The sequence below is a fragment of the Catellatospora sp. TT07R-123 genome, from assembly GCF_018327705.1.
Classification (GTDB): domain Bacteria; phylum Actinomycetota; class Actinomycetes; order Mycobacteriales; family Micromonosporaceae; genus Catellatospora.
The window spans coordinates 506,979-527,020 of record NZ_BNEM01000002.1 but is presented as its reverse complement, the minus strand read 5'-3'; the positions used below and the strand labels follow the sequence as shown (position 1 = coordinate 527,020).

Below are 20,042 nucleotides of genomic sequence, written 5' to 3'. Positions count from 1 at the left end.
GTCAGCGCACTGCTTTGATGGGCCAGACGGCGAAGGCGCCCAGGACGCTGAGGGCGATGCCGACGGGGAACAGGCCCGCGTAGCCGAACGCCAGCACGATCGCGCCGGCGACGCCGGGGGCGAGGGTCTGCGGCAGGGTGGCGGCGATGTTGACCACGCCGAGGTCCTTGGCGAACGACTTGGCCGAGGGCAGGACCTCGCTCATCAGGGCGGTGTCGACGGCCTGGAACATGCCGAAGCCGAACCCGGAGATGAACATCATGAGCGTCCAGGCGGTGACGTCCTGCCACATCCAGGGCAGCAGCAGCGCGACGGCCGTGGTGATCGCCGAGCCGAACACGAACGGCTTGCGGCGTCCGACGCGGTCTGACAGCGGCCCGGACACGACCGTGGCGAGCAGGATGCCGACCAGGCTGGTCAGGCCGAGCACCGGGATCATCGATTCGGGTTCGGCGACGTGGAAGTAGTCGGTGAGCAGGAACAGCTGGTAGCCGGTCACCGCGAAGTAGCCGGTGTACAGCAGCAGGCGGCCGAGGAAGGCCCAGGCGAAGTCGGGGTGCTTGACCGGGTTGATCCAGAACGTGCTGAGGAAGTCGCGCAGCCGGAACGGTTCGCGGGCGGTGCCGGTGCTGGGGTGGTCGGGGTTGGCCATGGTGAACAGGCCGAGGGCGAGGACGGAGACGGCGGCGAAGATGAGGTAGCCGGCGGTGATGCTGTCGAAGAACACCGATCCGACCACCTGGCCGCCGAGCGCGCCGGCCATCACGCCGATGCCGGTCAGTGCGGAGAACGTGCCGCGGCGGGCGGCCGGGACCCGGTCGGGCATGATCGCGCTGAGGGGGCCCTGGGCGAGGTTGTAGCAGATCTGCACGAGCGTCCAGGCGATCACGACGCCGGTGAGCGTGCCGGCGAACGCGAGGCCGGTCAGGGCGAGTCCGCCCGCGAGCGTACCGATGATCATCCATGGTGCGCGGCGGCCGAACCGCGACCTGGTGCGGTCGGACAGCTGCCCGGCCACGGGCTGGGCGATCATCGCCGCGAACGCGCCGATCGTGGCGACGAGGGCGAGGTTGGCGACCTTGTCCTGCTCGCCGAACAGCACGGTGATCTGCTGGGGGAGCAGGACTCCGGGGATCGCGCCCCACAGCATGAAGATGCCCAGGTTGGCCGGGATGATCCAGCCCATGAGGCGGCGCATGCCCCGTACCGGAGGGGGCGGGTCCTGGACGCCTGGAGCGTCGGCGGTGCCGTCCTGGTCGAGTGCGGGTGCGGAGAGGTCGGCGGAAGCGGACATGGGGGAGCTCCAGGGCGTCGTCGATCCGAAGGGAAGCAACTAACACGTGTAAGTTAGGTGGGGACGATCGCACCCGCCGACGCTCATGTCAACAGGCGGCCAGGCGATACCGTGGCACCGGGCGCGAGACGTGCCACCCCGAGGGAGCGACCATGACCCGCAAGAAGACGCCGGACCGGCGCGCCACCAGCGCCGACGTCGCCCGCGAAGCCGGCGTGTCCCGAGCCACGGTCAGCTTCGTCCTCAACGACACCCCGGGCCAGACCATCCCCGAGGACACCCGCCGCCGGGTGCTCGCCGCCGCCACCGCGCTGCGCTACCAGCCCTCGGCCGCCGCCCGCGTACTGCGCAGCGGACGCTCCGACATCGTCCTGCTGCTGATGCCCGGCTGGTCCAGCGGCGAGCTGGTCGCCCGCACCCTGGACGTGATGTCGCAGGAGTTCTCCGAACGCGGCATGACCTTCCTCGTCCACCCCCGGGCCGGCTCCAACCGGCACCTGTCCGACCTGTGGCGCGACGTCACCCCGGCCCTGGTCATCACCGTCGACCCGCTCGGCCCGCACGAACTCTCCCAACTCGACGCCGCGGGCATCGCCCACCTGCCGTTCCGGCTGGGCGAGGACGGCGCGGCGCTGGGCGCCTCGCAGGACACCATCGGGCGCATCCAGGCCGAACACCTGGTCGGCCTGGGACACCGGCGTCTGGGCTACGCCATGACGGCCGACGCCTCCCTGATCCCGTTCGCCGAACCGCGCCTGCGCGGCGTCGGGCAGGTCTGCGCCGAGCACGGCCTGCCCGCCCCGGTCGTGCTGAGCACGCCACCGGGCACGGCGGCCGGGCAGGCCATGCGCGCGTGGCGCGCCGCCGGGGTCACGGCGGTCGCCGCGTACAACGACGAGGTCGCCCTGGCGCTGCTGGCAGCCGCCCGGCAGACGCAGGTCGTGGTGCCCGACGACCTGGCCGTCATCGGCGCCGACGACATCGGCGCGGCAGCCCTGGCCTCTCCGCCGCTCACCACCGTCCGCTTCGACCCGGCGACCCTGGTCCCCGCCCTGGTCGCGTCGATCCTGCGAAGCATCGGCCGCGACACGGGCGAGCCCGGCCCGGCCACCGCCCCGGCCGAAGTGGTCGCCCGTGGCTCGACCAGGCGAGCCCGCTGACGGCTGCGGTGAGCCGACCTGCGCCGCCGTCCGACCGGCGGCGGCCTGCTCATGACGTGGCCGCGGCCTCCGCGAGCCGCGACACGACCAGGATCACCGCACGATCAAGGCGTCGGGCCGGTACGTAAAGTGAGCGCCATGTCGGCATCGATCTACCAGGCGGGTGTTCCCGCGCACGGGCGGGTACCGAAGTACTACGCGGTGAAGGCCCTGCTGTTGGACGAGATCGCCACCCTGGGGGTGGGGGCGCCGCTGCCGCCGGAGCGCGACCTGGCCGCGCGCTACGGGGTCGGCCGGTCCACGGTGCGGCAGGCGATCTCCGAGCTGACGATCGAGGGTCGGCTGAGCGCTCAGCAGGGCAGGGGGACCTTCGTCGCCAAGCCGAAGCTGATCCAGCCGCTGTCGCTGGTCAGCTATACCGAGTCGCTGCGGGGTATGGGATACCAGCCGGGTCGCATCGTCATCACGCTCGACGAGATCGCCGCCGACGAGGAGCTGGCGGGGGAGCTGGAGATCGCACCGGGCGAGCCGGTCATCCACCTTGAGCGGGTCCTGCTGGCTGATGGGGAGCCGCTGGGTCTGGAGAGCACCTACCTTCCCGCCGATCGCTTCCCGACGCTGCTGGAGGTGCTCGACCCGACCGGGTCGCTCTACAAGTGCATGCAGGACGAGCTGGGTGTGGTGTGGGCCGAGGCCACCGAGCGGATCGAGACCGCCCTGGCCAGTCCGCGGGAGGCGCTGCTGCTGCAGACGAACCCGGCGCTGCCGATGCTGCTGATGCAGCGGCTCAGCAGGGACCCGGGCGGGGTGCCGATCGAGCGGGTCCGCGCGCTGTACCGCGGTGACCGGATCGGCTTCCAAGCCCGGTTGATAACGGAACGGTAACAGGTCCGTACCTTACGGTCTGCTTCATCTGGAAGTACGGACCGTTGGAGGCGAGTTCACCTCCGCTCCCTACCTTGGCGATCGCTTGACGCTGCAATGCGATCTCCGCGGGCTCATGCCCGCGCCAGGAAGGGTTACCAATGAAGATCTCCGCTCGTGGCCTGCTGGGCGCAGCCGCCGCGGCCGTATTGATGCTCGGCATGGCCGCCTGCTCCGCCGACAAGGACACCCCGGCACCGGGCGCCTCCACCGAGGCGGGCACCTTCGCCAAGGACCCCGGCACCCTCGTCTTCGGAGTCGTGCCGGACACGGCCTCCACCCAGCAGAACTACCAGCCGCTGCAGGACTACATCGCCAAGGTGACCGGGCTCAAGGTCGAGTACCGGGAGTCCTCCGACTACGCCGCGCTCATCGAGGCCGCCGTCTCCGGCAAGGTGGACGTCGCCAGCTTCTCCGGCTTCACGTACGTGACGGCCAAGAAGAACGGCGCGAAGATCACGCCGTTCGCCTCCATCATCACCAAGGCGGGCCAGGAGCCCGGCTACTACTCCGAAGCGGTCGTCCCGGCCAACTCCCCGATCACCAAGATCGAGGAGTTCAAGGGCAAGAAGGTCTGCTTCGTCAGCCAGACCTCGACCTCCGGCTACCTGTACCCCAGCTACAACCTGATCAAGGCCGGCATCGACCCGACCAAGGACATCACGCCGGTCTTCGCGGGCAAGCACGACGCGTCGGCGCTGAAGGTCTCCCAGGGCACCGAGTGCGAGGCCGGCTTCGCCGAGGACGTCGCGGTGGAGGCCCAGCCTGGCCTCAAGGTCGTCAGCAAGACCTTCGTGGTCGGCGCCCCCATGGTGGTCTCCGACGGGCTCCCGGCGACCCTCAAGCAGAAGATCGTCGACGGCCTGCGCAACCTCACCATCGACCAGATCCAGGCCGCCGGCATCGCCAACGCCGACAGCGACAACTTCAAGAAGACCTTCTACGCCCTGGCGCCGGTCGATGACGCGAAGTACAACGTCATCCGCGAACTGTGCCAGACCACCAAGGCCACGGCCTGCGGTAACTGAGGCTCACCACGATGACTGTCAGCGACACGCCCGCCGTCGAGATCGACGGGCTCAGCAAGACCTTCGGACAGATCTCCGCGGTACGGGATGTGTCGCTGACGGTCGACCGCGGAGAGACCGTCGTCCTGCTGGGACTTTCCGGTTCCGGCAAGACGACCCTCCTGCGCCACCTGAACGGCCTCGAAACGCCCAGCACCGGCCGAGTGCGCGTGCTGGGCCAGGACCTCGGCGCCCTGCGCGGACGCGACCTGCGCCGCCTGCGCGGCCGCATCGGCATGGTGTTCCAGCAGTTCCACCTCGTCAGCCGGCTCACGGTCCTCGAGAACGTACTGACCGGCTCGCTGGCCACCCTGCGCGGACCCCGCATCGGCATCGGGTCCTATCCACGCGCCTACCGGCACCGCGCCCTGACCCAGCTCGACCGCGTCGGCCTGCTCGACAAGGCATACCAGCGGGCCGACGCGCTGTCCGGCGGCCAGCAGCAGCGGGTCGCGATCGCGCGGGCGCTGATGCAGGAACCGGCGATCCTGCTGGCCGACGAGCCGGTCGCCTCACTCGACCCCGAGTCCAGCGACCAGGTGATGGCCCTGCTCCAGCAGATCGCGGCAGAGGACCGGTTGACGGTCATCTGCAGCCTGCACCAGGTCGAACTCGCGCTGGCCTGGGGACGGCGGATCGTGGGGATGCGCGACGGCGCCGTCGTGCTCGACACCCCGGCGGCCGAGCTGACCCGCGAGGCGGCGATGCAGATCTACGGCCGCCGGACCGCGTCGCTGGCGGGCGCGCTATGAGCGCACGGTCGGCGCTCCAGCCACCCGTCCCGGCCACCGTCACCGAACGGGTCGGTGCCCGCCCCCGCCCGCGGACGTCCACGGTGGCGGCGGTCGGCACGCTGGCGGCGATGCTCGTGTTCGCACTGTGGTCACTGTCCACCCTCGACTTCACCGCCGACACGTTCACCGGCGGCCTCGACCGGGTCGGCCCGTTCCTGGACCGGATGCTCCCGCTGCGCTTCCCGCCGACCGCCGACCTGCTGGAGTCGATCGGCATCACCCTCGGCATCGTCGTGTGCGGCACGGCGCTGTCGGCGCTGCTGTCGGTACCGGTCGCCTACCTCGCCGCCCGCAACACCAGCCCGTACCGCTGGCTGATCCCGGTCGGCCGGGCGGTCGGCGTGGTCGCCCGCGCCGTACCCGACGTCGTGCTGGCCATGGTCTTCGTGCTGCTGTTCACGCTGGGCTCCCTGCCGGGCATCCTGGCCATCGCGCTGCACTCGGTCGGCATGATCTCCAAGCTGTTCGCCGACGCGATCGAACAGATCGACGAAGGACCCCGCAACGCGGTACGGGCCACCGGCGCGTCACGGTCCCAGCAGTTCTTCTCCGGCGTCTTCCCGCAGGTGCTGCCGTCATGGATCGCCACCACCCTGCACCGGGCCGACATCAACCTGCGCGGCTCGGTCCTGCTGGGCTACGCCGGTGTCACCGGACTCGGCTACGACCTGCGACTGTCGCTGGACTCGCTGAACTACCGCCAGGCGATGGCATACGTACTGGTCATCTTCGGGCTCTGCGTGCTGTTCGAGATCCTGTCCACCGTGATCCGGGCCCGGCTGCTCGGCACCGCCCCGACCGGCCGCAGCCTCGGCGCGCGCATCGCCCGGGCCACCCGCCGCCCCGCCCCGGCACCGGCCGGACCGGGCTTGCCGCCGCGGCTCACCGTCGACGCCGCGATGCGGCGCCCGTGGACCAGCGAGCGGATCACCTCGGCGGCAGGCCTGCTCGCCACGGTCGCGGTCCTGGCCGCCGCGGCGGTCTGGTCGAAGGCCGCCTGGCTGGACCTGTTCGGCTTCTGGCCGCAGATCCCCCTGGTGACCGAGCGGACCTGGCCGCTCTCGATCTCGCCACGGACCTGGTCCGACGTCGCCGACGCCCTGCTGGTCACGCTGCAGATCGCCGCGGCGGCCACGCTGCTGAGCGCGGCGGCCTCGCTGGTCGCCGGACCGCTGGCCGCCCGCAACGCCGCCCCGAACCGGATCGTCCGGGCCGCGGCCCGCACGGTCCTGCTGGTGATCCGGGCGATCCCGGAGCTGATCCTGGCCATTCTGCTGATCATCCTCAGCGGGCTCGGCCCGCAGGCCGGCACGATCGCCCTGGCCGTCGGCGGGGTCGGGCTGCTCGGCAAGCTCGTCGCCGACTCACTCGAAGAGGCGCCACGAGGGCCGCAACTGGCGGTGCAGTCGGTCGGCGGCACCCGAACCCAGGTGTTCTTCTCGGCGACGGCGCGGCTCAGCCTGCCGGCGTTCGTCGGCAACACCCTCTACCTGCTGGACACCAACATCCGGTCGGCCACCCTGCTCGGCATCGTCGGCGCGGGCGGCATCGGGTACTACCTGGTCGACGCCACCCGGGTCTCGCGCTACGACCAGGTGGCCGCGTTCATCGTGATCCTCGTCCTCGTCGTCCTGGTCGTCGAGAGCATCTCGTTCCTCATCCGAAAGGCCCTGCGGTGACAGCAGACGGATACGACCTCGCGGTCGTCGGCGCCGGCATCGTCGGACTGGGTCACGCCGCGGCGGCACGCGAGCGCGGTCTACGGGTCGTCGTCGTGGACCGGTCGACCGAGATCATCGGCGCCAGCGTCCGCAACTTCGGACACGCCTGCCTCACCCCGCAGCTCGGACAGGCCCGCGAGTACGCCGAGCGGACCCGCGAGCTGTGGCTGCGGTACGGGGCGCAGGCCGGATTCTGGGTCAGCGAGTCCGGCACGGTCGTGGCCGCCCGAGCCGCCGACGAGCTGGCAGTGCTCGACGAATGGAGCCGGGGCGAACCCGGGGTGACCCTGCTGGACGCGCAGGAGCTGTCCGAGTGGGCGCCCGTCGTCGGCGCGGTCGGCGGCGCACGGCTGCCCCGGGACCTGCAGGTGGATCCACGGCAGGCGGCACCGGCCCTGGCCCGGCACCTCGAGCGCGGCGGCGTCGAGTTCCGGTGGCGCACCTCCGCGCTCGGCGCGGAGCCCGGCCTGCTGCACACCTCCCGCGGGCCGATCCGCGCCGAGGCGATCGCCGTCTGCGTCGGTCACGACGTCGACCACCTCTACCCGGCGCTGGCCGAGGAGCGGGGCGTGGTGCGCTGCGGCCTGGACATGATCAGAGTCGAGGCCGGGGCGCTGCCGGCGCAGGTCCGGGTGCCGGTGTTCACCGGGTGGTCGCTGATGCGGTACTCAGGATTCGCCGTGACCGCCGCGGCGGCGTCCGTACGCGACCGGCTTGCGGCCCAGCACCCCGACCTGTACGCGCTCGACCTCAACCAGATGTACACGCCGCAGCGCGACGGGTCGCTGCTGGCCGGTGACACCCACTACCGGGGCCTGGCCATCACGCCCTTCCAGGCGGAGTCGTCCTTCGCCGCGCTCGAGACGGTCACCCGGGACCTGTTCGGGGTTGCGCGGCTGCCGGTGAGCGAACGCTGGCAGGGAATCTACGCGTCGGCGCCGGATGAGTTCCTCATCGCGGCGCCGGTCGACGGGGTCCGGGTGGTGTCGGTCACCACCGGCATCGGTATGACCACCGGCCTCGGCCTCGGTGACGCCGTCGTCGCCGAACTCTTCGGTACCAGAGCAAAGGAAGTACGGACATGAGCTTCGAAACAGTGGTCCTGGACCTCGCCGGGACGACCGTCGCCGACGACGGCCTCGTCGAGGAGGCGTTCACCCGGGCCTTCGACCGGGTCCGTCCCGGCGACCCCGACCGTTCGGCGAGCCTGGACTACGTACGGGCCACCATGGGCCAGTCGAAGATCGAGGTGTTCCGCGCGCTGGGTGACGAGGCGACGGCGCAGCGGCTCAACATCGCGTTCGAGCAGGCGTACGCCGAACTGGTCGGGCAGGGCCGATGCGAGCCGATCCCCGGCGCGGTCGAGGCCGTCGGCGAACTGCGCCGGCGGGGGCTGGCCGTCGTGTTCACCACCGGTTTCGGCCGGGCCACGGCCGACGCCGTCATCGACGCCCTCGGCTGGCAGCAGCTGGCCGACGCCGTGCTCACCCCGGCCGAAGCCGGTCGGGGCCGGCCCGCGCCGGACCTCGCCCTGATGGCGCTGCTGCGCACCGGAGCCTCGTCGGTGGGCTCGCTGGTGGTGGTCGGCGACACCGAGTCCGACGCCGCCTGCGGCGTGGCGGCGGGGGCCGGACTCGTCGTCGGGGTCCTGACGGGCGGCCGGTCGGAGTCCGCGCTGCGGGCGGCGGGCGCCCACGAGGTGATCAGCAGTGTCGTGGAGCTGCCGGCACTGATCGACGCGCGAGTCTGACATGGACGCCCGCGTGCGCTACGCCCGCTGGGACGGGGTCGGCCGCCCGTTCACCGTCGTCACCTGCCCCGAGGTCGAGCCGGCCCCGGGAGAGGTCCTGGTCGAGATCGAGCTGGCCACGGTATGCGGCAGCGACCTGCACACCGTGGCCGGGCGCCGGTCCGCTCCGACACCGACGGTCCTGGGCCACGAGCAGGTCGGGCGCGTGGTCGCCGTGGGCGAACCGGTAGGCGCGCAGCGCTGCCCGGTCGCGCCGGGCGACCGCGTGGTCTGGTCGGTGACGGTCTCCTGCGGAGCGTGCGGGCGCTGCGCGCGGGGGATGGAGCAGAAGTGCCTGCGCCTGCGCAAGTTCGGGCACGAGCGGATCGACGACTCGTGGACCCTCAACGGCGGGTTCGCCACCCACGCGCTCCTGCCCGCCGGCACGGCCGTGGTCCCGATCCCGCGCGGCGTTCCCGCCGGGGTGGCGGCCCCGGCGTCGTGCGCGACGGCGACCGTGGCCGCGGTGCTCGACGCGGTGTCGGCGGTAGCCGACCGGCGCGTCCTGGTGACGGGAGCCGGCCTGCTCGGCGTCACGGCCACGGCGATGGCCGCCCAGGCCGGCGCGGAGGTCGTCGTCTGCGATCCCGACCCGGGCAGGCGTGCGCTGGCCAAGCGCTTCGGCGCCGCGTACGTGGTCGCGCCGGACGCGCTGCCGGCCGAGGTCGACATCGCGTTGGAGCTGTCCGGCGCGGCTGCGGCGGTGCAGGGCTGCCTCGGCGCGCTCGCCGTCGGCGGCCACGCCGTGCTGGCAGGCTCGGTCCTGCCCGGCCCGACCGTGGCGATCGACCCCGAGCGGGTGGTCCGTGGCCTGCTCCAGGTGACCGGGGTGCACAACTACCGCCCGGCACACCTCGTCCGCGCGGTGGAATTCCTGTCCGACAACCACGACCGGTTCCCGTTCGCGGAGCTGACCGGGACCCCGTTCGGACTGTCCGCCATCGCCGCCGCCGTGGCCGCGGCGGACGGCTCGCCCGCGCTACGCCAGGCGGTAGATCCGCACCGCTGAGAGTCGATGCATCTCAGAGCGCCGATATGTAACACGAAGATAACAGGTACGGACCTTTGTCGACGGATCCGCCGGGGGCATCGACCGGCGAGATCCACCGGCACGGCGCCGCACCCATACCGAGAGGAAGGGCACCTTGCTCCGCAGACTCACCGCGCCAACCCGCCACGCGATCGCCCTCTCCACCACGGCCGCCCTGGCCGCCGGACTGCTCGCGGCCGTCGGCTCGCCCGCCGCGGCCGCCACCATCACCACCCAGACGTTCGAGACACTGACCAGCCAGCTACAGCCGGCACTGGACGAAGCGACCCCGGCCGCCACCCTCGGCTGGACCCACACCGCCCCGGCCGGCTGGTCGGTCACCGTGCAACCGGCCATGCCGGACGGAGTGCGGGAGTGGAAGGGCTGGACGTTCACCACCATGCCGTTCTGGACCGCCGCCGACGGCCAGGACCGAGCCAACTTCACCCGCGCCTCCGGGGTGTTCGCCGTCGCCGACCCCGACGAGTGGGACGACCGCGGCAACCCCACCGCCACGTCGACCTTCGACTCGACCCTGACCAGCGCACCGGTGACCATCCCCGCCGGCGCCACCACGCTGTACCTCGGCTTCGCCGGCCACTACCGCCAGGAGGGCAACCAGAAGGCCGACGTCACCGTCACCTTCAACACCGGGGCCACCTCGACCGTCCTGCACTACGGGCCCAACGCCGCCGACGCCAACGCCGGCGCCGACGCGCAGAACCAGTACGTCACCCGCTCGGTGACCGTGCCCACCGGCGCCACGACCGCCCGCCTCGCCTGGCGCCTCTACGACGCCGGCAACAACTGGTACTGGGCGATCGACGACGTGACGGTCGCCGACACCCCGATCACCGCACCCCCGGCCCCGGTGCCCGACCCCATCGCGACCCCCACCCTGCCCAAAGGCGTCAGCACCGACAAGACGCTGGTCATCGGCCTCGACGGGCTGCGCAACGACAAGATCTCGGCCGCCAACTCGCCCAACCTGTGGAACCTGATCACCAGCGGCCTGTACGGCACCAGCCTCCTGTACAGCGCACCGATGGCCGCCACCTCCTCCGGCCCCGGCTGGTCGACCATCGCCACCGGCGTATGGCCCGACAAGCACGGCGTCGTCGACAACAGCTTCACCGGCAAGAACTACGGCCAGTACCCGGACTTCCTGACCCGCATGGAGCAGGGCCGCCCAGCCCTGTCGACGTTCGCCGCCGTCGACTGGGCCGACCTGGGCAACCAGGGCACCTTCGGCACCGCCGTCGACAGCCGCATCGTGCTCGACGGCGACGCCGACGGCTACACCCGCGACGACGCCCGCATCGCCGACGTCGCCGCCCGGGTGCTGCGCGACCGCAACCCCGACGCCGCGTTCGTGTACCTCGGCGACATCGACGCCGCCGGCCACTCCTCGGGCGCGGCCAGCGCCGCGTACCTCGCCACCCTGTCCCGCTCCGACGCCCAGATCGGCCAGCTCCTGGCGGCCGTCCGCGCCCGGCCGACCTACGCCGCCGAGCGGTGGCTGATCGAGGTGGTCACCGACCACGGCCATACCGACGCCGGCGGCCACGGCGGATCGTCCATCGCCGAACGACGCACCTTCGTCATCGCCAACGCCCCCGGCATCGCCGCCGGTCAGCGACCCACCGACACCCGGCTCGTCGACGCGGCCGCGACCGCCCTCACCCACATGGGAATCACGATCAACCCGGCCTGGAACCTCGACGGCCGCAGCCTGTTCACCGCACGCGGCGACGACTTCGACGCCGCCTACCCGGCCCTGTCGACCCGGGTCGACGAGACCGGCATCCCGGCCGGCCTGCTCGGCTTCACCCACACCGGGGTCAACGGCTGGACCGTCGACAACAGCCGGATGCCCGCCGGCGGCGTCAGCGAATGGCGCGGCTGGAGCCTCACCACCGACGAGTTCTGGACCGGAGCCCAGGCCGACCAGTCGCGCGAACTCGGCGTCCGCGGCCGCGGCGTCGTCGCCGTCGCCGACCCCGACGAGTACGCCGACAAGGCCGGCGGCACCTCGTTCGACTCCTCCCTGAACTCACCCGCCTACACCGTCAGCGGCCGCACCTCCGTCACGCTGCGGTACACCACGCTGTACCGCCAGGACGGCACGCAGAAGGGCGACGTCCTGGTGTCGTTCGACAACGGCCCGGCGACCACGGTGAAGACCTACCGCGCCGACGCGATCGCCCGGGACGAGGCCCTCACCGTCGCAGTACCGGCCGGGGCCACCTCCATGCGCGTCACGTTCCGCCTCTACGACGCCAACAACTCCTGGTACTGGATGGTCGACGGCGTCAACGTCCGCTGACACCCGACGCACCGCCCGACGGGCGGGTCACGGCCCGGACCGGGTCGGGACCCGCCCATCTGCGGCCTAGCTCGACGCCGTGGGTGATCCGGCCGGGCGCCCCTGCTGAACAGGCGACACTGGGACCATGGACCCAGGCGACGAGGGCGCGGCAGGGGCGGACGGCCGGTACCTGATCGTGTCCGGCCGGCGATGGCGGACCACCGACCCGGCCATACCCGGGTCACTGCGCCAGGAACTGGTGAACGAGCTGATGGCAGCTCGCCGGCTGGTTCGCGGCGATCCGCGACCGGCCCGCCGACGGGTACAGGACGCCAAGGTGGCGTTGGGGGAGCGAGGCGACCCGTGGTGGGCACCGACCCCCGATGGCCAGCGAGTGCGGCTGGCGGCGGCCATGCGTGCCCTGCTGTGCCATCGCGGCCCCGACGCCACCATCTGCCCCAGCGATGCGGCCCGGGTCGCCGGCGGCAAGGCGTGGCATGGCCTGATGGACGCCGCCCGTGAGGTGGCCGGTGAACTGTCGCGGCAGGGCATCCTCGCCGTCCGTCAGCACGGCGTCGACGTCGACATGGCTGCCGCCGTCGGACCCGTTCGCCTCGCCCGCGGTCCCCGGTGGTGAGACGGTGAAGAGCGCGCCGTTCGGGCCGACGACTGAACCGGCACCACCCAGGGCACGGAGTCGCCGGTGCCGGGCGGTGCGTCCTTGACGAGGCGCCGACCCGGCGGCCGCCCACGCCTACTTCGCGACCGCCATGCAGCACAGCACCAGGGCGGGACCCGCGATGGCGATCGTTCCCACGAGCAGCGGAGACCGTACGTGGCGGTGCACCGCCCAGGCGATCAGCACCAGGACAGGTGTCAGCGCTATCAGCAGCATCGGGCTGAGGTACAGGACGAAGACGAGGCTGAGCACGGGAGAGCAGAGGCCGCAGCTGTCGTCGGTCTGCTCCGGCTTGAGCAGGAGAGTCAGTACCAGCGCAGCGTCGGCGACGACATACCAGCCCACGGCGACCAGGACGCTCCACCACACGCGCGGCCACGAGGTCTCGAATCTCGGTCCCGTCGGCGGGAACAGCACTATGTCGCGGGAGTCGTCGGTGTCGGCCACGGCGTCAGTGTGATCCAGACCGGGCCGGGCCGCGGCCGCCGAAGGTGAATACCGGGCCAACTCTGCCCGGCTGACGAACACCGCCGACGCCGCATGCCGCCACCGCCGGGGCGTCGTAGAGTCATCGAGGTGGATATCAGCCCAGCGTTGGCTCGGGCGCTGCGGACCGGCCCCTTCGAGGAGGCGCTGGCCACCGCCCTGGATCAGTCCGGCCTGACGCTGGACCGGGTCCGTGACCACCTCGCCGAGCGCGGGGTGCAGGTGTCACGGGCGACCCTGTCCTACTGGCGGCGCGGGCGGTCCCGCCCGGAACGCGCCACCTCGCTGGATGCGGTGTCCTGTCTGGAGGAAGTCCTGGGCCTGCCCGCGTCCTCGCTGCTCAAGCTGCTCGGACCGCGCCGGGCGCGCGGCCGGTGGGTGGACCATCCGCCCGGCACGCTGCCGCGCAGCAAGCTCTGGCCGGCCGGGCCGATCCTGGCGCACCTGGCGGCCCCGCCGGACGGGGCGGTGACGGCCCGCGCGGTTCACGACGTGGTGCGCCTGGCACCGGACGGGAGCGAGCGCAGCCTCACCGTGCGCCTCATCGTGGAGGCCTCGATGCCCGGTGTGCAGCGGATTCCCGTTTACTACCAGACGGATCAGGGCGCGCGGGAGCCCGCCACGCTGCTGCGGGTGGACTTCGGCCGGGGCGGCCGGGTGGTGACCGACCGGCGTACGGGTCTCACGGTCGCCGAGATCATCTTCGACCACCCGCTGGGCAAGGGCGAGCGGACGATGGTGGAGTACGAGTTCGGCTTCGCCGACGGGGAGGCCCTCGACAACTACCACCGCCGGTTCACCCGGCCGGTCGAGGAGTATGCGCTGGTGGTCGACTTCGGCGGCCGGATGCCGGCCCGGTGCCACCGGTTCACCCGGCGCACCATCGACGGTCCGGAGAAGCCGATGGGCGAGGTGTGGATCGGTGGCACCGGTTCTGCCCAGTTCGTCGGCAGGGACATCCAGCCGGGGATCGTCGGCCTGCGCTGGTCCTGGAGCTAACGGCCTGCCACAGGACGATGGCCGTCTAATCCGCTGATTCCGGCGGGCGATGAGGCAGGCTTGCTGCGATTGTCTCTCGGGTTACGCGGGCGGCTATGGCTCGTCCGCCGGAAGCGTTCGGTCGGCCGATCGCGACGGTCGAGGGTCAACGGCTGCAGCCGAATTCTGTCGCCCGGCGACGATCACGTTCCTGGGGGGTCAGGGAACTGACGGTCGCATTCTTCGCATAGCGTGAGTACGGTTCTGCGCCATTCGCGCAGCTCCGCAGCGGCACCGCACCATTCGCACACCGACTTGGACCGATGTGTGAACTCGTCGGTGATCGCTTCCAGCATGGCGGACTGTCCGCTCGACCAGTACGGCTGGCCTTCTACCCGTGGGTGGGGCAAGGCCTGGAACGCCAGCAAGCCGTGCTTCTGCTCGATGTTCACCAGCACGTACGTCGGAAACGCCGCTGCCAGCTGCTCGTGACACTCCTCCACGAGGGAACGCCAGCCCTCGCCAACCCAGGCGACGTCGAAATCATCGCCGGCATGAACGCGTAGCCGATTGATCAACTCGGCGCTGTTCATCGGATCGAGGCACCACACAAACAAAGGCTGACACATGCCTCGCGGTCGACAAACCAGGAATCAGCGCATTACCCGGCCGACTCCAAGGGACGCGACACTGGCCGAGGCCGGGGTTGCCGGCCTCGGCGCAGTGATCAGTAGAGGAAGATGAACCAGTAGAACGTCGCCGACGAGGTGGCTCCGGCGGCGTCGGTGACCCGTACCGTCGGGTGGTAGTTGGCCCAGGTGGTCGGCGTGCCGGAGATGACACCCGTGCTGGTGTTGAGCGTCAGGCCCGCGGGCAGGCCGGTCGCGGAGAACCGGTAGGGGGTCGTGCCGCCGGTGGCGTTGAGCTGCACGCTGAGCGAGGTCCCGACGGAGCCGGTCAGGGTGCCGGGGTTGGTCAGCGACAGCGTGGTCGGCGTGCTGACGGTCACGGTGAGGCTGTAGTTCGCCGAGTGGGTGACCGAGCCGGCGGTGCCGGTCACGGTGATGGTGTAGGTGCCCGCCGCCGTGGACGACGCGCTGGTGATGGTCGCGGTGGAGCTCTGCCCGGGGTTGACCGTGGCCGGGCTGAACGAGACGGTGACGCCGCTGGGGGCGCCGGAGGCGGTCAGGGTGATCGCACCGGTCGGGGTGCTGCCCGCGACCGTGCTGACGGTCGTCGACGTCGACTGGCCTGCGGTGACGCCACCCGAGGCGGGGCTGAGCGACATGGTGAAGTCCGCCGGCGGCGGCGTGGAGCCGACGGTCAGCGTGTAGGTCGCGGTGTGGGTGACCGACCCCGCCGTGCCGGTGACCGTGATCGGGTACGTCCCGTCGGCCACCGACGAGGTGCTGGTGATGGTCGCGGTGGAGCTCTGCCCGGGGTTGACCGAGGAGGGGCTGAACGAGACGGTGACGCCGCTGGGGGCGCCGGAGGCGGTCAGGGTGATCGCGCCGGTCGGGGTGGTGCCCGCGACCGTGCTGACCGTGGTGCTCACGGACTGGCCGGGCGTGATGCTCCCCGAGGTGGGGCTGAGCGACATCGTGAAGTCCGCGGGCGGCGGCGTAGAGCCGTTGACCAGGGCGTCGGCGAGGGCGTCACCCTTGAGCGAACCCCAGCCGGTGCACAGGTCGTAGCCGGTGCCCGCGCTGTAGGTGCCGTTGGTCCCGGACGTGACGTCGTGGAAGAGCGTCGCGTACGTGGAGCCGGTGGCGAGTCCGTACACCGTGGGGTTGAGCTGGCCCATCCGCGGCTTGCCCGCGGCGCGGGCCTTCTGGTTGACCATCGCGATGTAGCCCGCCCACAGCGGCGACGACAGGCTCGTCCCGCCGACCGACTGCCACGAGCCGTTGGTGTTGACCGACAGCGCTCCCGCGCTGTAGTCGGCGAGCAGCGACACGTCGGGCACCGAGCGGAACTGGTTGGACCCCGTCTGCCACGACGGGCGCGCGTAGATCGACGAGTAGGCCCCGCCCGAGCGGGTGTTGCCCGAGCCGCCCTGGTTCCAGCAGGTCTCGGCGCTGTACGTGCCGGCGGAGTCCGAGGTGGTGAGCTTCGTGCCGCCGACCCCCGTGAACAGCGGGTCGCTGGCCGGGTAGTCGGCCTGGATGGTCGAGTTGTCGCCGTTGTACCCGCAGCCGGTGGCACCCCAGTCGCCCGACGCCGACAGCAGCGTCACGCCCTGGGCGACCATCTGGGTGTACGAGTCGTGCGAGGCTGAGATCGGCGACGACTCGCACTTCTCGCCGAGCAGCCACGACCCCGACAGGATGGTGATCTGGTTGTCGGACGCGATACGGGCCATCTCGTGCACCCAGGCGGCGTCGCTGTTCGGGGCCTCGTAGACGATCTGCGCGGCCTTGGGCGCGAACGCGGCGACGGCGTCGATGTCGAGCGTCACCTCCAGCTGGTTGCTGCCGGGGGTCGGGAATCCGCCGTCGACGGCGACGACCGTCGGGGTGACCTGCGGCTGCCCGAACTGGTTCGTCCAGGTGTTGATGTCGGCCTGCTTGAACCCGTCGAACTCGATGAGCCCGACCGTCTCGCCGGTGCCGTCGTAGGCGCCGGACAGCGTGCTCATGGTGTACGCCTTGCGCAGCTGGGCGGGGGTGTAGCCGCCGCCGGGACCGGTCGGCCCGGCCGGGCCGGAAGCGTGGTGGAACATGGCCCGGTCGGTGAGCCCGGCGACGGCCCGGACGATGCCGGACAGGCTGCTCGGCACCGAGGGTGCCCGGTCGGGGGCGAAGAAGCCGGTCCCGTCAGCGGCCGTGTAGGACGAGACGGTGGTGCCGAACGCGGCGGTCGCCTGGGCGAGCGAGCCCTTGGCGGTCACGACCAGCCGGTTGCCGGTGACCCCGGTGACCTTCAGCCCTTTGCCGGTCAGGTATGCCTTCACCGCGTCCACATCGGCCTGCGTGGGCGCGAAGCGCTCGTTGTACTGAGCCGGGGTGAGGAACCGCCGGTAGAGCTGCGACGCCGGGTCGCCGACGGCCGCCACGAACGCGTCGAGGGCCGCCTGGTCGTGGGGGCGCAGGGCGACGGAGACGCTGACGGTCCGGGCCTGGTCGGCGCCGCCGACGCGGGTCGCGCCGGAGGGTATCGGATCGGGTCGGCTGGCGAGGGCGACCAGCCGGGGTGCGGCGGTGTCCCCGCTGTGCGCCCAACCGGCGGCCGGGGTGGCGGTCGCGGCGGCGAGGGCGAGGATCACCGCCAGGGCGGTACGAAGGCGTGTCATGTGGACGCTCCCAGGATGTAGGGGTGTGGCGGGAACGTAGCCACCCCGGGGGCGCGCGGTGAAGGTGATAGTGAAACGTCAATTCGTTGCGGATGGCGCCGGTGGAGGGGCAGCGCCGCGGCCGTCGCCGTTCAGTCGCGTTCACAGAATTGGCGGCCGCCGCGGCGGCTCCCGCCCCGGTCCTATTTCCTGGGGCGGGAGCCGCCGTCGATCAGGAGACGGTGACCGGGACCAGGTTGATCATGTACCCGGCGGGTGGCGGCGCGCAGACGGAGTAGACATTGATGGTGCGGGCCACGGTGCCGTTGTTGCGCAGGCTGACCATCCAGAGTCCGGCGCTGCTGGTGCTGTCGGGCGCGTTCTCCTGAAGCCGGATGTTGAAGTCGCCGCTCCCGGCGCCGACGACCTGCTCGCCGCCGGTCAGGATGACCTCGCCGGCCGGGCAGACGTAGGCGAGGGTGCGCAGGAATCCGCCCGCCGCCACCGTGTGCGGGGTCGAAACGGTGTGGTAGCCGGGGAACGGGACAGCGCAGACGGCGTAGTGACCGATGGTGTGGGCCACGGTGTCGTTGTTGCGCACCGAGGTGAGCCACACCGACAGCGATCCTGATACGCCGGGGGCCGATTCCTGGATGCTGGTCTTGAAGTCGGCCGAGCCCGAGCCGACCACCGCCGCGCCACCGCCCAGGACCACGGTGCCGCCGGGGCAGGTGGCGACGTTCCGGCTGTAGCCCCCGGCCGCGACGGTCACGTCCGTGCGCACGATCTGGTAGCGGGCCGGAGTGTCGGCGCAGACGGCGTAGAGGCCGAGGGTGTGCGAGACGGTGTCGTTGTTCTTCACGGCGCTCAGCCACACCGCCAGCCCGCTCGCCGAGCCGGGCGCGGACTCCTGGATGCTGGTCTTGAAGTCGGCCGAGCCCGACCCGTTCACCGCCGCGCCGCCGCTGAACACCGCCTTCCCGCTGCCGCAGGTCGCGCTGCTGCGAACGAACCCGCCACCGGCGGCCTGCGCCGGAGCGCCCGGCGCGAGGGCGGCACCGGCCACGGCGAGGATGCTGAGGCTGAATCTGAGAAGCTTCATGCCCGGGACACTACATTTACGCAGCTTGATGCAAGGTCGGCTGTGCGACAGCGGCACGGCCTGCCGATGACGGACCGATCAGGCATTGTGAAACATCTCTTCCTCACGAGAGTCTCTAATGAAGCTTCCCATCGTGAGTGGAGGATTCATGGAGCGCAGGACAGTCCTCAGGGCGACCCTGGCGGCAGGCGCCTCGATCGGTATGGCCGGGGCGGCCGCCCCGGCGTCGGCGAAGCCCACGCCGCCGCCGGGACCGCGCAACATCGTCTACAAAGGCTGGAGCTCCGACGCCGACTTCGGCACGGGAGCCCACCTCGGCACCACGGCATCAGGTGGCGCACTGCGCCTCACCTCGGCAGCCGGCCAGTTCACGTATCTCGGCACCAGCTACGACCACGCCAGTTGGACCTCGCCCGTGGTCACCAACGGCTTCGGCGCCACCCAGGCGATCGCGTCCTGGACCGCCGACACACCCGGCGCGACCTGGGTGCAGACGGAGCTGCGGGGCGTGACCGCCGCCGGCAACACCACCGCCTGGAAGATCATGGGCCGGTGGGCCGCGGACGACACGAGCGTGCAGCGCACCTCCGTGCCCGGACAGACCGACGCCGACGGCGGCATCGCCATCGACACCTGGACCGCGGCCACAGGCCGGGAACTGACCAGCTGGCAGGTACGGGTGACGCTGTACCGGCCGGCCGGCAGCTCCCTCACCCCGGTCGTGCGCAGCCTCGGCGCGGTCGCCTCCGCCGTGTCCGGCGCCGGCACCGCGACGTCGCCGGCCGCCGCCCAAGGGATCACCCTCAACGTGCCGCAGTACTCCCAGGAGATCCACGCAGGGCAGTACCCGCAGTACAACGGCGGCGGCGAAGCCTGGTGCAGCCCCACGTCCACGTCGATGGTGACCGCATACTGGGGCACCGGCCCCACGCCCGCCGACTACGCCTGGGTCGACCCCGGCTACGCCGACCCGTGGGTCGACCACGCCGCCCGCAGCACCTACGACCTGAACTACAACGGCACCGGCAACTGGCCCTTCAACACCGCCTACGCCGGCCGCTTCGGCCTGGACGGCTTCGTCACGCGGCTGCGCTCGCTGAACGAGGCGGAGAAGTTCATCGCCGCCGGCATACCGCTGGTGTTCTCACTGTCGTTCGGCAAGAACGAGATCCCGGGCCTGTCCTACTCGACCAACGGGCACCTGCTGGTGCTGGCCGGCTTCTCCGCGACCGGCCAGCCGGTGCTGAACGACCCCGCGTCCGCGACCGACGCGGCCGTACGCAAGACCGTCGGGCGTGCCCAATTCGAAGCGGCATGGCTGCGCAGCAGCGGCGGCGTCGTGTACGTGATCAAGCAGCCCGGCGTAGCCCTCCCACCCGCCCCGTCCCAGGCGAACTGGTAACCGCCGCACCAGCCGCACCGACCTCAGCCGGACACCG

Annotated in this window: 17 protein-coding genes; 12 read left to right on the top strand and 5 right to left on the bottom strand. The window is 71.6% G+C overall.

Features of this window, described 5'->3' with window-relative positions; translation table 11 throughout:
• Position 1 precedes the first annotated feature (1 nt).
• A complete protein-coding gene (locus Cs7R123_RS22730) occupies positions 2–1,294 on the bottom strand; it encodes an MFS transporter (protein WP_212829740.1) in 1,293 nt (430 codons plus the stop codon).
• A 152-nt stretch (positions 1,295–1,446) separates the two neighbouring features.
• On the opposite strand from Cs7R123_RS22730, the gene Cs7R123_RS22725 reads away from it, so the two are divergent.
• The 10 genes from Cs7R123_RS22725 (at position 1,447) to Cs7R123_RS22680 (ending at position 12,724) form a co-directional block, all read left to right on the top strand.
• Positions 1,447–2,454 carry a LacI family DNA-binding transcriptional regulator gene (locus Cs7R123_RS22725; RefSeq protein WP_212829739.1) on the top strand — a complete coding sequence of 336 codons (1,008 nt, stop codon included), beginning with the start codon at positions 1,447–1,449 and terminating at the stop codon, positions 2,452–2,454.
• 138 nt (positions 2,455–2,592) lie between these two features.
• The gene (locus Cs7R123_RS22720) at positions 2,593–3,339 is read left to right on the top strand and encodes a GntR family transcriptional regulator (RefSeq protein WP_212829738.1); all 747 of its coding nucleotides are present in this window, start codon (positions 2,593–2,595) and stop codon (positions 3,337–3,339) included.
• Between the two features lie 140 nt (positions 3,340–3,479).
• Complete coding sequence (locus Cs7R123_RS22715; RefSeq protein ID WP_212829737.1) at positions 3,480–4,406, top strand: phosphate/phosphite/phosphonate ABC transporter substrate-binding protein; 927 nt, start codon at positions 3,480–3,482, stop codon at positions 4,404–4,406.
• A gap of 11 nt (positions 4,407–4,417) precedes the next feature.
• Positions 4,418–5,197 (top strand): phosphonate ABC transporter ATP-binding protein, encoded by a 780-nt coding sequence (phnC, locus tag Cs7R123_RS22710; RefSeq protein ID WP_212829736.1) that lies wholly within the window; start codon positions 4,418–4,420, stop codon positions 5,195–5,197.
• The gene (phnE, locus tag Cs7R123_RS22705; RefSeq protein ID WP_212829735.1) at positions 5,194–6,918 is read left to right on the top strand and encodes a phosphonate ABC transporter, permease protein PhnE; all 1,725 of its coding nucleotides are present in this window, start codon (positions 5,194–5,196) and stop codon (positions 6,916–6,918) included. Before phnC ends, phnE begins: the two co-directional genes overlap by 4 nt.
• Positions 6,915–8,045, top strand: a complete 1,131-nt coding sequence (locus tag Cs7R123_RS22700; protein ID WP_212829734.1) for a TIGR03364 family FAD-dependent oxidoreductase — start codon at positions 6,915–6,917, stop codon at positions 8,043–8,045. Before phnE ends, Cs7R123_RS22700 begins: the two co-directional genes overlap by 4 nt.
• Positions 8,042–8,710, top strand: coding sequence for an HAD family hydrolase (locus tag Cs7R123_RS22695; RefSeq protein WP_212829733.1), 669 nt, complete (start codon positions 8,042–8,044; stop codon positions 8,708–8,710). The genes Cs7R123_RS22700 and Cs7R123_RS22695 overlap by 4 nt, the downstream gene beginning before the upstream one ends.
• Before the next feature lies 1 nt (position 8,711).
• Complete coding sequence (locus tag Cs7R123_RS22690) at positions 8,712–9,758, top strand: zinc-binding dehydrogenase (protein ID WP_212829732.1); 1,047 nt, start codon at positions 8,712–8,714, stop codon at positions 9,756–9,758.
• Positions 9,759–9,894: 136 nt separating this feature from the next.
• Positions 9,895–12,105, top strand: coding sequence for an alkaline phosphatase family protein (locus tag Cs7R123_RS22685; protein WP_212829731.1), 2,211 nt, complete (start codon positions 9,895–9,897; stop codon positions 12,103–12,105).
• A gap of 127 nt (positions 12,106–12,232) precedes the next feature.
• The gene (locus Cs7R123_RS22680) at positions 12,233–12,724 is read left to right on the top strand and encodes a DUF3253 domain-containing protein (RefSeq protein WP_212829730.1); all 492 of its coding nucleotides are present in this window, start codon (positions 12,233–12,235) and stop codon (positions 12,722–12,724) included.
• A 117-nt stretch (positions 12,725–12,841) separates the two neighbouring features.
• Here Cs7R123_RS22680 and Cs7R123_RS22675 read toward each other — a convergent pair whose 3' ends face one another.
• Positions 12,842–13,213, bottom strand: a complete 372-nt coding sequence (locus Cs7R123_RS22675) for a hypothetical protein (protein ID WP_212829729.1) — start codon at positions 13,211–13,213, stop codon at positions 12,842–12,844.
• A gap of 129 nt (positions 13,214–13,342) precedes the next feature.
• On the opposite strand from Cs7R123_RS22675, the gene Cs7R123_RS22670 reads away from it, so the two are divergent.
• Complete coding sequence (locus Cs7R123_RS22670; protein ID WP_212829728.1) at positions 13,343–14,251, top strand: helix-turn-helix transcriptional regulator; 909 nt, start codon at positions 13,343–13,345, stop codon at positions 14,249–14,251.
• A 182-nt stretch (positions 14,252–14,433) separates the two neighbouring features.
• On the opposite strand, the gene Cs7R123_RS22665 is transcribed toward Cs7R123_RS22670, so the two are convergent.
• The 3 genes from Cs7R123_RS22665 to Cs7R123_RS22655 form a co-directional block, all read right to left on the bottom strand.
• Positions 14,434–14,823 (bottom strand): hypothetical protein, encoded by a 390-nt coding sequence (locus Cs7R123_RS22665; RefSeq protein ID WP_212829727.1) that lies wholly within the window; start codon positions 14,821–14,823, stop codon positions 14,434–14,436.
• Between the two features lie 134 nt (positions 14,824–14,957).
• Complete coding sequence (locus tag Cs7R123_RS22660) at positions 14,958–17,522, bottom strand: protease pro-enzyme activation domain-containing protein (protein WP_212829726.1); 2,565 nt, start codon at positions 17,520–17,522, stop codon at positions 14,958–14,960.
• Between the two features lie 211 nt (positions 17,523–17,733).
• Entirely contained in the window at positions 17,734–18,603 is an 870-nt protein-coding gene (locus tag Cs7R123_RS22655) for a hypothetical protein (RefSeq protein WP_212829725.1), read from the bottom strand.
• Positions 18,604–18,751: 148 nt separating this feature from the next.
• On the opposite strand from Cs7R123_RS22655, the gene Cs7R123_RS22650 reads away from it, so the two are divergent.
• A complete protein-coding gene (locus Cs7R123_RS22650) occupies positions 18,752–20,005 on the top strand; it encodes a C39 family peptidase (protein ID WP_212829724.1) in 1,254 nt (417 codons plus the stop codon).
• The last annotated feature ends 37 nt before the right edge of the window (positions 20,006–20,042 follow it).

Bases quoted from the DNA above. Each gene is read 5' to 3' on its own strand.
- phnC (WP_212829736.1), top strand. From the start codon at position 4,418: ATGACTGTCAGCGACACGCCCGCCGTCGAGATCGACGGGCTCAGCAAG.
- phnE (WP_212829735.1), top strand. From the start codon at position 5,194: ATGAGCGCACGGTCGGCGCTCCAGCCACCCGTCCCGGCCACCGTCACC.
- Cs7R123_RS22695 (WP_212829733.1), top strand. From the start codon at position 8,042: ATGAGCTTCGAAACAGTGGTCCTGGACCTCGCCGGGACGACCGTCGCC.
- Cs7R123_RS22665 (WP_212829727.1), bottom strand. From the start codon at position 14,823: ATGAACAGCGCCGAGTTGATCAATCGGCTACGCGTTCATGCCGGCGAT.
- Cs7R123_RS22660 (WP_212829726.1), bottom strand. From the start codon at position 17,522: ATGACACGCCTTCGTACCGCCCTGGCGGTGATCCTCGCCCTCGCCGCC.
- Cs7R123_RS22725 (WP_212829739.1), top strand. From the start codon at position 1,447: ATGACCCGCAAGAAGACGCCGGACCGGCGCGCCACCAGCGCCGACGTC.
- Cs7R123_RS22680 (WP_212829730.1), top strand. From the start codon at position 12,233: ATGGACCCAGGCGACGAGGGCGCGGCAGGGGCGGACGGCCGGTACCTG.
- Cs7R123_RS22690 (WP_212829732.1), top strand. From the start codon at position 8,712: ATGGACGCCCGCGTGCGCTACGCCCGCTGGGACGGGGTCGGCCGCCCG.
- Cs7R123_RS22715 (WP_212829737.1), top strand. From the start codon at position 3,480: ATGAAGATCTCCGCTCGTGGCCTGCTGGGCGCAGCCGCCGCGGCCGTA.
- Cs7R123_RS22655 (WP_212829725.1), bottom strand. From the start codon at position 18,603: ATGAAGCTTCTCAGATTCAGCCTCAGCATCCTCGCCGTGGCCGGTGCC.
- Cs7R123_RS22730 (WP_212829740.1), bottom strand. From the start codon at position 1,294: ATGTCCGCTTCCGCCGACCTCTCCGCACCCGCACTCGACCAGGACGGC.
- Cs7R123_RS22650 (WP_212829724.1), top strand. From the start codon at position 18,752: ATGGAGCGCAGGACAGTCCTCAGGGCGACCCTGGCGGCAGGCGCCTCG.
- Cs7R123_RS22720 (WP_212829738.1), top strand. From the start codon at position 2,593: ATGTCGGCATCGATCTACCAGGCGGGTGTTCCCGCGCACGGGCGGGTA.